This window comes from Roseateles sp. L2-2 (assembly GCF_050613215.1).
Taxonomy (GTDB): domain Bacteria; phylum Pseudomonadota; class Gammaproteobacteria; order Burkholderiales; family Burkholderiaceae_C; genus Roseateles; species Roseateles noduli.
In genome coordinates, this window is sequence record NZ_CP192509.1 from 6,036,251 (window position 1) to 6,049,059 (window position 12,809).

The 12,809-nt window shown below is 68.2% G+C and carries 9 protein-coding genes and 1 tRNA gene; 1 reads left to right on the forward strand and 9 read right to left on the reverse strand.

Annotated features, from left to right (window positions below; all coding sequences use genetic code 11):
• Nucleotides 1-152: 152 nt before the first annotated feature.
• The 5 genes from ACQZ13_RS26910 to ACQZ13_RS26930 all read right to left on the reverse strand — a co-directional run bounded on the left by ACQZ13_RS26910 (nt 153) and on the right by ACQZ13_RS26930 (nt 7,261).
• Nucleotides 153-1,529, reverse strand: coding sequence for a GH1 family beta-glucosidase (locus tag ACQZ13_RS26910; RefSeq protein ID WP_431048901.1), 1,377 nt, complete (start codon nt 1,527-1,529; stop codon nt 153-155).
• Between the two features lie 127 nt (nt 1,530-1,656).
• Nucleotides 1,657-2,442, reverse strand: a complete 786-nt coding sequence (locus ACQZ13_RS26915; protein ID WP_431048902.1) for a carbohydrate ABC transporter permease — start codon at nt 2,440-2,442, stop codon at nt 1,657-1,659.
• A gap of 43 nt (nt 2,443-2,485) precedes the next feature.
• Nucleotides 2,486-3,493: a carbohydrate ABC transporter permease gene (locus ACQZ13_RS26920; protein WP_431048903.1), complete on the reverse strand. Its 1,008-nt coding sequence runs from the start codon at nt 3,491-3,493 to the stop codon at nt 2,486-2,488.
• Between the two features lie 10 nt (nt 3,494-3,503).
• Entirely contained in the window at nt 3,504-4,805 is a 1,302-nt protein-coding gene (locus ACQZ13_RS26925; RefSeq protein WP_431048904.1) for an ABC transporter substrate-binding protein, read from the reverse strand.
• A gap of 5 nt (nt 4,806-4,810) precedes the next feature.
• Nucleotides 4,811-7,261, reverse strand: a complete 2,451-nt coding sequence (locus ACQZ13_RS26930; protein WP_431048905.1) for a TonB-dependent receptor — start codon at nt 7,259-7,261, stop codon at nt 4,811-4,813.
• 214 nt (nt 7,262-7,475) lie between these two features.
• Here ACQZ13_RS26930 and ACQZ13_RS26935 point away from each other — a divergent pair, with 214 nt between their 5' ends.
• Nucleotides 7,476-9,029 (forward strand): tryptophan halogenase family protein, encoded by a 1,554-nt coding sequence (locus tag ACQZ13_RS26935; RefSeq protein WP_431048906.1) that lies wholly within the window; start codon nt 7,476-7,478, stop codon nt 9,027-9,029.
• A 17-nt stretch (nt 9,030-9,046) separates the two neighbouring features.
• Here the strand turns inward: ACQZ13_RS26935 and ACQZ13_RS26940 are convergent, their stop codons facing one another.
• The 4 genes from ACQZ13_RS26940 to ACQZ13_RS26955 form a co-directional block, all read right to left on the reverse strand.
• A complete protein-coding gene (locus tag ACQZ13_RS26940; RefSeq protein WP_431048907.1) occupies nt 9,047-10,123 on the reverse strand; it encodes a LacI family DNA-binding transcriptional regulator in 1,077 nt (358 codons plus the stop codon).
• A gap of 110 nt (nt 10,124-10,233) precedes the next feature.
• A tRNA-Leu gene (locus ACQZ13_RS26945) sits at nt 10,234-10,318 on the reverse strand.
• A 91-nt stretch (nt 10,319-10,409) separates the two neighbouring features.
• On the reverse strand, nt 10,410-11,831 hold the full coding sequence (locus ACQZ13_RS26950) for an FAD-binding oxidoreductase (RefSeq protein WP_431048908.1): 1,422 nt from the start codon (nt 11,829-11,831) through the stop codon (nt 10,410-10,412).
• The gene (locus ACQZ13_RS26955; protein ID WP_431053409.1) at nt 11,825-12,736 is read right to left on the reverse strand and encodes a 2-oxoadipate dioxygenase/decarboxylase family protein; all 912 of its coding nucleotides are present in this window, start codon (nt 12,734-12,736) and stop codon (nt 11,825-11,827) included. The genes ACQZ13_RS26950 and ACQZ13_RS26955 overlap by 7 nt, the downstream gene beginning before the upstream one ends.
• Between the last annotated feature and the right edge of the window lie 73 nt (nt 12,737-12,809).

A 12,809-nucleotide genomic window follows, 5' to 3' on the forward strand; every position in this document is an offset into this window, starting at 1 on the left:
CCAGGACTTCGCCGGGCAAGCTGGTCGCCTGCCCGCAAAAGCCTCGGATGCTGCCACAGCCCGCCATCGGCTCCCGAGGGCGGACGTCGTCGCGGCCGGTGTTCAGCGCGTCGCGCTCAACGTGCCCTTGAACGCATCAAGCGCTGCGCCTCTCAACGACCGGCCTTGAACGCCGCAATGGCATCGCGGTACCAGTGCGCGCTGTCCTTGGCCAGCCGCTCCTGCGACGCGTAGTCGACGTGGAACAGCCCGAAGCGCTTGAGGTATCCCGAGTTCCACTCGAAGTTGTCCAGCAGGCTCCAGTAGAAATAGCCGCGGACGTCGGCGCCCAGCGCCACCGCCTGGGCCAGCGCCTCCAGGTGGCCGCGCAGGTAGGCGATGCGCGCCGCGTCGGGCACGCGGCCGTCGACGATGCTGTCCGCATTCGCCATCCCGTTCTCGGTGATGACGATCGGGGGCGGCGTGTACTCGCGGGTGATGCGCAGCAGATGCTGCGTCAGCGCCTGCGGGTAGATCTCCCAGCCCATGTCGGTGAAGCCGAGTTCCCCCGGCGGCGTCACGAACTGCTGCTGCCCGTTGAGCACGCTGCGCGTGTAGAAGTTGATGCCCAGGAAGTCCAGAGGCTGCTGGATCAGCGCAAGGTCGCCGTCCTGGATCTTCGGCGCGTCGGCGCCCAGGTGCTCGACGATGTCGGCCGGGTACTGGCCGCGGAACACCGGATCCATGTACCAGCGCACGTTGGTGCCGTCGTCGATGCGCGCGGCGCGGCGGTCGTCCTCGCTGAGCGGGTCGGCCGGGAAGGACGGCGTGTGGTTCAGCACGATGCCGAGCTGCGCCTTCGAGCCCACCGCGCGCATCGCCTGGATCGCGGCGCCGTGCATCATCAGCAGGTGGTGCGAGACCTGGTAGGCCTCGGCGCGGTTGGTGTGGCCCGGCGCGAACTGCGCGGTCTCGTAGCCCAGCGTCGCCGAGCACCACGGCTCGTTCAGCGTGGCGATCGTCGACAGGCGGTCGCCGAAGCGGCGCGCGATCTCGGCGGCGTAGTCGGCGAACAGCGGCACCACGTCGCGCGACAGCAGCCCGCCGATCGACTCGTCCAGCGCCTGCGGCAGATCCCAGTGGTACAGCGTCGCGTTGGGCTTGATGCCGGCCGCGAGCAGTTCGTCGATCAGCCGGTCGTAGAACGCGAAGCCGGCCTCGTTCCAGGCGCCGCGTCCCAGCGGCTGCACCCGCGGCCACGAGAACGAGAAGCGGTAGGCGTCCAGGCCCAGCCACTTCATCAGCTTCACGTCCTCCGGATAGCGGCGGTAGTGATCGCAGGCCACGTCGATGTTGGACGCGTCCTTGATGCGGCCGGGCTGGGCGCAGAAGCGGTCCCAGATCGACTCGCCCTTCCCTTCCTCACGGGCCGCGCCCTCGATCTGCGCGGCGCTGGTGGCGGAGCCCCATTGGAAGTCTGCGGGCAACGACTGGATCAGCGATTGGAAGGTGGCGGTGTCTGCGGCGGGGTTGGCGTCGTTCGCGTGCATGGTGGTGGCAGTCGTGGTCGTAGGGATCGAAAGAGTCGAAGAGGTGGAGGACATCGCGCCGGAGGCGGAGGTCGCAGGAGAGTTCGCTGGTGCGGTCGTGGCCATGGCGTTTCCGGCGTCGGTTCGGTCAGCCGCGCACGGCGCCCGAGGTGAGCCCGGCGACCAGCCGCCGGGCGCTGAAGAAGTACGCCACCAGCAAGGGCAGCATCGCGATGGCGCTGCCGATCATCAGCGCGCCCCATTCGGTGTTGTTGGGCGCCTGCATCGAACGCAGCGCCAGCGGCAGCGTGTAGTTCTCGGCCGAGCGCATCACCACCAGCGGCGCGACGAAGTTGTTCCAGCTCGCGATGAAGGTGATCAGGCCCAGCGTGCCCAACGCCGGCATCAGCAACGGCAGCACGATGCTCCAGAAGATGCGCAGCTCGCCGCAGCCGTCGATGCGCGCGGCGTCGATCAGGTCGGGCGGGATGGCTGAGCCGATGTACTGCCGCATCAGGAAGATGCCCAGCGCGCTCGCCGCCGCCGGCACGTAGAGCGCGCGCGGCTCGTCGATCCAGCCCAGCGCGTCCATCACCATGAAGCTCGGGATCATGTGCATGAAAGCCGGCAGCATCATCGAACCGAGCACGATCGCGAAGAGCGTGCCCTTGAAGCGGAACTCGTAGATCGCGAAGGCGTAGCCGGCGAGCGAGCACAGCAGCAGGTTGAGCACCGTCGTCATCGAGGCCACGTACAGGCTCATGCCGAGGTTGCGCCAGAACGGCAGGCGTTCTTCGAGCAGCCTCAGGTTCGAAACCGCCGCGTCGCCGAACCACAGCGGCGGCGGGTTGTCGAAGATCTCCGTGCGGCCGTGCGTCGCGAACACGAAGGTGAAGTACAGCGGCGCCACGAGCAACACTGCGCCCGCGGCCACGAGCAGTCGTGCCGGCCACGCCGACCGGACCCGCGCAGGGCGTTCAGCGCTTGCCATGGGCGCCCCGCGGGTCGCGGCCGAACAGCCGCGCGTTGAGCCAGGTCAGCGCGGCGATGAGCACGAACATCAGCCACGACATCGCCGATGCGGTGCCGAAGTCGCCGTCCGAGAACGCCGTCCGGTACATGAAGATCGCCGTCGTCATCACCGACGAGGACACGCCCTTCTCGCCGTCGACGAGGATGAAGGGTTCCTCGAACAGCTGCAGGTTGCCGATGATGGTCAGCGTCACCGCGAAGAACATCATCGGCTTGAGCAGCGGCAGCGTGACGTGCCAGAACTGCTGCCATTCGGTGGCGCCGTCCAGCGTCGCCGCCTCGTAGAGGTCCTTGTCGATGACCTGCAGGCCCGACAGATAGAGCACGAGGTTCCAGCCCAGGTAGCGCCAGAACACGACGAAGGCCACGGCGGGTCGCGTGACATCGGCGTCGCCCAGCCAGTCGATGCCGCCGTCCTTCAACGCCGTCAACGACGCCAGCGGGCTGCCGATGAACGGAATGCGCGTGAGCTCGGCCAGCGCGGCGTTGATCAGGCCGTAGTCCTTCGAGTACAGCGTCGTGAAGATCAGCGCGATCGCCACGCTCGACGTGATGTACGGGACGAAGTACGCGCCGACGATCAGGTCCCGGCCGCGCTTAAAGCGCCGATGGATGAAGAAGGCCAGCGGCAGCGCCACCAGATGCTGCGGCACGCCGGCCACCAGCGCGAACCAGGCGGTGTTGTAGAGCGCATCCCAGAACCACGGGTCGGTGAGCGCGTAGCCGTAGTTCTCCAGCCCGACCCAATGCATCGTGTGCAGGCCCTCGGCCGGATTCCACTGCTGCAGCGACAGGTAGATCGAGAAGACCAGCGGGAACAGGCTGAACACCAGGAACAGAGCGAAGAACGGCGCGATGAACAGGTAGGGCGCGAGACGACGCGACCGCAGCGCCGGCAACCGCAGCCGGGACGGGCGCGTGCCGGCGAGCGAGGGGGAGGGGCGCGCGTTCATGCGTGGGACCTCAGCGACGGCGAGCGCGGCGCTCGATGAGGTATCGCGCGTCGGCCAGCGCTTCGGCGATGGCCTTGCCCTTGGAGATGACGCGCTCGAACTCGTCGCGGATCACGGTCGTGGCGAGCACGTCGAACCGGTTCACCGGGATCGCAGGAATGTGCGACGCGGTCTCGCGCCACAGCTGGCGCGCGCGTTGTCCGCCGAGGAAGTCGATCGGCTCGTCCATCACCGGATCGCGCAGCACCGCGCGCATCGCGGGGAAGCTGTCCAGCACCTTGAGCGATTCCAGTTGCACCTGCGCGTCGGCCGTCATCAGGCGGATGAAATCCCAGGCGGCGGTCTTGTTGGCGGCCTTCTTCGGGATCGCATAGAACGATCCGCCATACGCCGCCTGCACGCCGCCGGGCAGCGGCGCCGAGCGCCACAGACCGGTCGTCTGCGGCGCGATCCAGTTGCGCAGCTGGCCGACGAGCCAGGCGCCCATCATTTGCGTCGCGATGCGGCCCTGCTTGAAGCCGGCCGCCCAGTCGTTGGTCCACGCGATCGCGCGGGCGTCCAGGCCCGCGCGGCGCGCGGCGCGGCCGAGTTCGAAGGCATGGCGGAAACGTGCGGACTCGACGAGCACACGACCTTCCGCGTCGAAGTAGAGGCCTTCGCCGTCCTGCAGCCCCTGGCGCAGCGCGATGTCGCGCAGGTCGGCGGCATCGGCCATCAGGTAGGCGCCGGTGGTCTTGCGGATGCGCTCGCCCGCGGCCAGGTACGAGGCCCAATCGCGGGTGATCTCCGCCTCGCTGACGCCAGCCTTGTCGAGCAGGTCCTTGCGGTAGATGAGCGTGCCGGGGCCGATGTCGGCGGGGATCGCGACCTGCGTGCCGTTCGGGCCCACGCCCTGCGCCATCGCGAAGCGGACATAGTCGTCGGCATGCGCGGCGGCGTTGAACGGCGCCTGGTTCAGGTCGACGAAGCCGCCCGAACCGGCGAACTTGCCGATGTAGCGCAGGTCGATCGCCATCACGTCGGGCAGGCCGGAGCCCGTCGCCAACGCCGTCGTCATCGACAGGTGGTGATCCGCGTATTGCATCGACAGCAACTTGAGCTCGACCTCCGGATGCAGCGCGCGCCAGCGGGGCGCGGCCGCGATCGCGGCGCGGTCGAGGTCGGGGAATGTGGCGACGCGCAGCACCGAGGTCGGTGCGCGCGTCGGGGCCACCTGGGCCGCGGCCGGGAAGGCGCCAGGAAGCGCGGCGGCCGCCCCGGCCACCAGCAGCGCACGCGCTGCCGATCGCCGGGTCAGGTGGACATCGGGCACAGCGGTCAGAAGTTGTAGCCCGCGTTCAGACCGAAGGTCCGAGGCGCCGCGTACTGCGCGGTCCACACCGGATTGGCGAAGCTCACCGCGCTGCCCGCGCTGGTCTTGATCTTCTCGTCCGACACGTTGCGCACGAAGCCGTCGACGTACCAGTTCTTCTTCGACGTGTAGCGCACGCTGATGTCCGCCGTCGAGTACGCCTTCTGACGGTCGCCGTCGCCCAGGTTGAAGACCGACAGCCAGTTGGCCGACTGATAGTGGTAGCTGATGCGCGGCGCGACCTGGTCGCCGTTGGCGAGCGGGAAGACGTGCTCGTACATCAGCTGGATCGCCACCTTGGGGGCGTGCGGCAGCTCGTGGCCGGTCACATTCAGGCAGGTGCCCGTCAGGTTCGGTTCCGTGCAGGCGGGCAGCTGGTAGTCGTTGGAGGCCGCCACCAGCTGACCGAGCTTGGTCTTGGTGTACGAGGCCGACAGCATCAGCTTGTCGTCGTTGGTGATCATCCAGGCCGTTTCCAGCTCGACGCCGGACACCTTCGCGCCTTCGGCGTTGGAGTAGGCGAACTGGCGGTTGCCGTTGACGATCACCGGCGCGCTGAACTGGAAGTCCTTGAACTTCATGTGGTACGCGCTGACGTTGAAAGTCATGCGTCCGTCCAGCAGCGAGGTCTTGTAGCCGACCTCGTAGTTGGTGAGCGTCTCCGGGCCGTAGGGCAGGCCGCCGTCGCCGGTGCCGCCGGACTTGTAGCCGGTGGACACGCTGCCGTAGGCCATCGAGCTCTTGTCGATGTCGTAGGTGGCGCGCGCCAGCCAGGTCGTCTTGCTGCCCTTGTAATGGGCGTCGTTGATGTTGCCCGCGACGTAGCCGTTGGCCGGATCGGTCGGATCGATGGTCGGGTTCAGCGGGATCTGCGGCGCGGTGGGGTCGCCGTTCCAGGTCCAGCCGCGGCCGCCGATGTTCTTGCGGTCGTCGTGCGTGTAGCGCAGGCCGCCGGTGACGTGGAAGGCGTCGGTCAGGTTCCAGGTCGCCTGGCCGAAGGCCGCCTTGGAATCGACCGTCTCCTTGGGCTGGATGAACGAGCCCTGCCAGCTCACCGTGCCCTGCTGCGTCCCGTTCATGATCGGGATGTCGAAGCGGATGCCGTTGTCCTCGGCCGCGTAGTACAGGCCCAGCACCCAGTCGATGGTCTGCTTGGCCGTGCTCTGCAGCGTCAGTTCATGGCTCTGGCTGCGGTAGCTGGTCCAGACGGTGTTGTCTTCCTGGTGGTTGGCGCCCGTCGTGAAGCTGGTCGGCATCTGCACGCCCAGGTCCTGGTCGTAGGTGCCCGATCCCTTGAAGTGGGTGTAGCCCGCGACGTAGGCCAGCGACATGCCGCCCATGTCGTACTCCGCGCGGCTGCGGATCGAGGTGGAGTCGCGCTTGAGCGACGGCGCCGTGTCGATCAGCGCGGACCAGAACTTCTGGCCTTCACGCGGCGTCTGCATCAGGCTCATCGCCGGCGTGCCGCGGTCGGCGAACTGCTCCACCGACACGTCCCAGCGGAATGCCTTGATCGGCTGCCACAGGAAGCTCAAACGCGCGGCGGTCTGGTCCTGCGCGTTGTACTTCGGTCCGCCGGTGGTGAACAGGTTGTAGTTGATCGGCTGGAACGGCGGGAAGGTGCCGGCCGTGTTGCCCGCGTTGTAGGCGGCCTGCTGCTGGGCGATCGTGTACTGCGTCGGCTTCTGGTAGTCGACGTAGCCGTCGTGCTGCTCGTGGATGAAGGCCACGCGCGCCGCGAGCGTGTCGCCCAGCGGGATGTTGATCGCGCCCTTGGCGCCCAGGCGGTTGTAGGTGCCGGTGCCGAGTTCGACGTAGCCGGAGTTGTCCTTCAGCACCGGCTTGGCCGTCTTCATGTTGATGGTGCCGACGGTGGAGTTGCGTCCCCACAGCGTGCCCTGCGGGCCGCGCAGCACTTCGATGCCGTCGAGGTCGAACAGCATGGTCGCGGCGCCTTCCGGACGCGGCGCGAAGACGCCGTCGACGAACAGCGCGACCTCGGGGTCGGCGTATTCGGTCTTGGCGGAGTCGTTGCCGATGCCGCGCAGCGTGATGCTCACGATGCCGTGGTCGCCCTGCCCCGTGCCCTGCATGCTGGGCACGAGGTTGAACACGTCGAGCATGCTCTTGACGTGGGCGTCGTCGATGGTCGACGCGCTGATCGCGGTCACCGCGATCGGGGTCTTCTGCAGCGACGTGGCGCGTTTGGTCGCCGTGACGACGACTTGAGGCAGCGCCTTGTTCTCCTTGCCGTCGGTCGACGACGTGGCGGCGGTGGTGCCGGTTTCAGCCTGCGGCGCCGGCGCGGGGGCTTCGGTCGATTGGGCGTGGGCGGCGCCGGCCAGCAGCGCGAGCACCGCGATCTGGACAGGCGTGGAAAGGCCGAGGCGCGGCCGGCGGATGAGGCGGTCAGTCATGTTGTCTCCTGGTGGGCTCTCGATGCGAAGCTCTGTTCCGGGTCTTGTTCTTGTAATTTGAGTACATCGTAGGCAACGCATGACAACGTTGTCAACGCTTCGATTGACATCGTTGTCATTTTGCTCACTATCATTTACCCGTAGATCGCAGGATCCGGATCCGACGTCAGATCGGGCCGCGACAACAGACCCGACCCGAGCAGGAGACACACGCATGCAGCCCATCCAGGACATCCTCATCGTTGGCGGCGGCACGGCCGGCTGGCTGACCGCCGCGTTCCTCGCGCGGCAGCTCGGCACCGCGCACGGCGGCGTCCGCATCACGCTGGTGGAGTCCAGCGACATCGGCATCATCGGCGTGGGCGAAGGCACCTTCCCTTCGATCCGCGGGACGCTGTCGGCGATCGGCATCGGCGAGGCGGAGTTCCTCGAGGCCTGCTCCGCGACGTACAAGCAGGGCATCCGGTTCGAGCACTGGGTGCGGCCGCCGGGGGCCGCAGGCGCGGATCACTACTTCCATCCGTTCAGTCAACCCAGCCAGCGCCCCGGCGCGCCGGAGCTACTGCCGTACTGGCTGATGGGCGACGCCGGCAAGGGACGCGCATTCGCCGAGGCGGTGACGCTGCAGAAAGCCGTGGCGGATGCGCGGCACGGTCCGAAGCGCGCGAGCGACGGGGACTTCCTCGGGCCGTTGAACTACGCGTATCACTTCGATGCGGGACGCTTCGCGGCGCTGCTCGCGGAGCATGGGCAGGCGCTCGGCGTGAAGCGCGTGATCGCGACGGTGGATCGCGTGGATCTCGATGAACAGGGCGCGATCGCCGCCGTCCACACGAAGGAGGCCGGCACCTTGACGGCCGGGCTCTATGTCGATTGCAGCGGCTTCCGCGCGCGACTGATCGGCGAGGCGCTCGGTTCGCCGTTCAAGTCGATGCGCGACGTGCTCTTCGTCGACAGCGCGCTGGCGATGCAGGTGCCGTATGCGCGGCCCGACGCACCGATCGCGTCGTACACGATCGCGAGCGCGCAGGAGCACGGCTGGATCTGGGACATCGGGCTGCAGGAGCGGCGCGGCATCGGGCACGTGTACAGCAGCCGGCATTGCGACGACGCGGAGGCGGAACGCGCCCTGCGCCGCTACATCGGCCCGGCGTCTGATGCGCTGACGCCGCGCAAGCTCGCGCTCAACATCGGCTATCGCGAGACGCAGTGGGTGAAGAACTGCGTGGCGGTCGGGCTGTCAGGCGGTTTCCTGGAGCCGCTGGAGTCGTCGGGGATCGGGCTCATCGAGACCGCGGCGTACCTGATCGGGCAGCTGTTCCCGTTCAACGGCGACACGGCACCGGTGGCGAAGCACTTCAACGCGTTCATGCAGGAGCGCTACGCGCGCATCGTCGACTTCATCAAGCTGCACTACGGACTGACACAGCGCACGGACACGGCGTTCTGGCGCGAGAACGCGGATCCGGCGTCGTTCACCGACACGCTGAAGGAGAAGCTCGCGATGTGGCGCTGCCGGCCGCCGCAGCGCCTGGACTTCATCACCGACGTCGAGATGTACCTGCCGGCGAGCTGGCAGTACGTGCTCTACGGGATGGAGTTCGAGACGCAGCTCGGGACGGGCGCCGCCGCGCTGATGCGCAGCGAGGAGGCCCGGAAGGAGTTTGCGACGATCGCGCAGCTCGGCGCGCATGCGTTGAGGGATCTGCCGCCGCATCGGGTGTTGATCGAGCAACTCCTCGCACGGACAGGCAAGCGCGCCGCCTGAGCCCGGCCAGCAGGCGCTCAGGCCTTCTTGAGGCGCGGCGCAGCCTTGGTGCCGAGCACCGCGGTGGAATCACGCACGACCAGTTCGTGCGGCAGGACGCGGTGCTTGGGTTTGGCGGCCTCTTCGGCGCCGACCTCGGGGTCGGCATCGCGCGGCGTGCCGATCAGCAGGTCGACGGCGGCACGCGCCATGTCGTCCATGGGCTGGCGGACCGTCGTCAGCGGCGGCCACACGCGCGCGGCAGCGGGCGTGTCGTCGAAGCCGGCGATCGAGAGGTCGCCCGGGACGGCCAGGCCGAGACGCTGCGCCGCAGCCAGCACGCCGAGCGCCATGTCGTCGTTGCTCGCGAAGACCGCGGTTGGGCGCTGGCGTCGGCTCAGCAGTTGATAGGCAGCGTCGACGCCGGTGTCGAAGGTGAAGTCGCCCTGCACCACCAGGTCCTTGTCCAGCGGCAGCTTGTGCGCCTTCAACGCGGCCAGGTAGCCCTGGTAGCGACGCTTGGACGCGACCTGCTCCTTCGCGCCCTTGATGATCGCGATGCGCGTGTGGCCGAGGCTGATCAGCAGGTTGGTGATCTCCTCCGCCGCGTGCACGTCGTCCATGCGGACGCTCGGGTGGTCGGGCTCGTCGGCGGCCGGGGAGATCAGGACGCACGGCGTCTGGCCCTCACGCAAGGCGGAGAGCACCTGCGGGTTGTCGCACAGCGGCGGGGTCAGGATCATGCCGTCGGGTCGCAGCGCGGAGACCATGCGGTCGACCTGCATGGCGAGGTCAGGAGCGTCGTTGTGGAGGGACTCGACGACGAGGTGATATCCCGCTTCGCGGCAGCGCAGCGTCGCACCCTGCTGGACGCCACCGACGAAGGCCGCCGACGGGTCGTAGTACAGCAGGCCGATCAGGAAAGACCGCCCGCCGGCGAGGCTGCGAGCCGATTGCTTGGGACGGTACTTGAGGTCGGCAACGACCTTCAACACCGCCTCACGGGTGTCGGCATGGACCCCCGGCTCCTGGTTCAACACCCGGGATACCGTCTTGATGGAGACCCCCGATTCGCGGGCGACGTCGATGATGGTGGCGGGTTTACGTGGCGGCATAGAGATCCGAAATGCTCGCCCGACTTTGCCATACGGACACGTTCCCTGCGGGAGAGTGCGAATCCGGAGCGCCAATGAGAAAAGCCGGCTGGAAGCCGGCTTTTCAGATTTGGTGCCCAGGAGAGGACTCGAACCTCCACGGAGTTACCCGCTAGTACCTGAAACTAGTGCGTCTACCAATTCCGCCACCTGGGCTTTCAGGATTTGTCTTCGCCGCTCTTGCGTTTGACTGCTGTGTGCAGCGAAGAATTGGACTTTAGCACGGTTTTGGAATCAGGCAAGCGATTCAGCCGCCCCAATTCACTTTCCCGAGACGCGTGTGCGGATCCCACAACATCTGTACTCTTCTCGCCCAATCCAGCATCGCCGGCTCCACCCGCTCCCAGTGAGCCCGGTACGCCTCCTGGAGTTGAGGCCCGACGCCGTGCTCCGCGCTGATCGATCCGCCGAGCTCCGCGACCAGCGCGTACAGGCCTTCACGCAGGGTCAGCTCTTGCTCCGACGTCAGCGTCCCGGCTGTCGCCGGCCACACCATGTTGAAGTGCATCCCGCCGTCGCCGAGGTGGCCGAAGTCGGCCAGCCGCACCTGCGGGAAACGCTCCGCCAGCCAGGCCGCACCGCGTTCGCGGAAGGCCATGAAGTGCCGGCGCGGCAGCGAGAGATCGAGACCGATCACCTTGCCCTGCACCCGCAGGCCTTCGCTGATGCGATGGCGCAGGCCCCAGATCGCCTCGTCGGCGTCGAGCACCGCGTCCCGCACGCGTCCGGATTCGAATTCGGTTTCTAGCCAGCCCTGCAGCAGTCCGGTCAGCGCGAGCTGATCCACGGGCAGTTCGCTGCTGAGCTCGATGAGCATCGCGTAGTCCGGCAGTTGTCCTTCGAACCACCGCGCAACGTCCTGACCGTGCAAGCCGGCTTCCAGCGCTGCCCGGCTGATGCCTTCGAAGGCGGACACCAGCCCGCCCCAGCGCTGCATCACGTCGGCGTAGAGCGGGAACACGTCCGTCAGAGACGACGGCGCCACCAGCGCCACGGCCCGCTGACGCGGCAGGGGCGCGAGCCTGATCGTGACTTCGCTGACCAGCCCCAGGCTGCCCGACGAGCCGATGAAGAGCTGCCCCAGCGCCAGCGCCGAGTTGTCCTTCTGCAGTCCCTGCCCCAGGCGCAAGACCTGACCCGCCGGTTCCGCCAGCACGACTTCCAGCGCCAGCGTATTGGCGCGCACGTCGCCGTAGCGCAGCATCCGCGTCCCGCCGGTGTTGTGCGCCACCATGCCGCCGATCGACGGATCGGCGCTCAGGTCGACCGGGAACCACAGCCCGTGCGGCTCCAGCCGCTCGTTGATCTCCGACAGCCGGAAGCCCGACGACACGCGCAGCGTGCGGTCGAGCAGGTCGAGTTCGAAGACCTCGCGCAGCCGTTCGGTGCTGAGCAGCACCTCGCCGTTCGCGTCGTCCGGCGTGCCCGCGCGGACCAGGCCGGTATGCGCGCCCTGCACCACCACACGCAGCCCGCTGGCCGCCGCGAGCGCCAGCACCCGTGCTGCTTCATCGCGACTGCCCGGGCGCACGAGCGCGGCCGCCCGCCCCGCGGCGTAGCGAGCGGGTTGCAGGAAGCGCGGCTCGATGTCCGTGCCCACCTGCACGAAGGCTTCGCCGCAGACGGCGATCGCTTCCGCGAGGAAACCGCCGGCCTGGAAACTCAGCACGCCGCGGCCTCGCCGGTGGTGTCGGCGTCCTTGGCGGCGCCGGCCGTCATCTTGAAGATGCCGGTCGCGTTGCCCGCATCGAAGGCCAGGTCCAGCGCGCCAGATTCATCGAGCGGCGCGCGCTGGATGAATTCGTGGAAGCTGCCCGGCACTTCGAGCATCACGCGCTGGCCGCGATCGAGGAACTCGCGCATCACGCGCGCCGCCTTGAACGCGGTCTGGCGCACGCGCCCGGTCGCCGAGGTCTCGATCGAGTCCTTCACCGGCCGGTCGAGCGCACGCTGCGCCGCGACGACGGATTCGATGTCGGCGACACGGTCGGTCGCATGGTTGAAGGCGTTGCCCTCGGTCGCGATCCAGGCCATCTCGGCCGATTCGGCGAGCAGGAGCTGGTAGTCGTCGGCCTCGAACAGCGCATGCTGCCGGGCGAAACAGCCGACCAGCTTCGGCAACAGCGCCGCCGCGGCCGCGGCCGGCAGATCGCCGTCGCGCGCCAGGTGTTCCAGCAGCGCCAGGTCGCCCGGCGTCAGCGGGTCCTGCGAGGTCGACAGCACCCGCGTCACCGCGCCCTGGAAGCTGCCGGAGAAACGCTCCGGATGCAGTTCCGACACGAAGAACTGGGCGATGTCTTCCGGGAAGTCGGCGTGACGCCAGGCGCGGCCGGTCATCTTCAGACGCGGCAGCGGATAGGTCGCCGCCATCGTGAAGCCCAACGGTCTCAACACGCGCGTGATCGCGGCCTCGCCCGGCGGCAGCGCGCCGGACGGCCACGCCACCGTGCGCAGCGCGCCGTGGTCGAAGACCAGCTGCTGCCCGTCGCGCTGCAGGTCGGCGACATAGGCCGCCGCCATCGGCACGCGGTCGGTCACGTCGAGGAACAGCGCCATGTTCAGCGCCTGCGCCATCTCGGCGCGCGACACGCGCTCGCCGGCCGGACGCAGCAGCGCTGGCACGACCTGCACGCGCGCGAAGGCGGCG

What these genes read in the sequence shown, in the direction of transcription:
- ACQZ13_RS26935 (WP_431048906.1), top strand. Translation starts at nt 7,476, where the DNA reads ATGCAGCCCATCCAGGACATCCTCATCGTTGGCGGCGGCACGGCCGGC.
- ACQZ13_RS26910 (WP_431048901.1), bottom strand. Translation starts at nt 1,529, where the DNA reads ATGCACGCGAACGACGCCAACCCCGCCGCAGACACCGCCACCTTCCAA.
- ACQZ13_RS26955 (WP_431053409.1), bottom strand. Translation starts at nt 12,736, where the DNA reads ATGGCGCAGGCGCTGAACATGGCGCTGTTCCTCGACGTGACCGACCGC.
- ACQZ13_RS26940 (WP_431048907.1), bottom strand. Translation starts at nt 10,123, where the DNA reads ATGCCGCCACGTAAACCCGCCACCATCATCGACGTCGCCCGCGAATCG.
- ACQZ13_RS26920 (WP_431048903.1), bottom strand. Translation starts at nt 3,493, where the DNA reads ATGAACGCGCGCCCCTCCCCCTCGCTCGCCGGCACGCGCCCGTCCCGG.
- ACQZ13_RS26930 (WP_431048905.1), bottom strand. Translation starts at nt 7,261, where the DNA reads ATGACTGACCGCCTCATCCGCCGGCCGCGCCTCGGCCTTTCCACGCCT.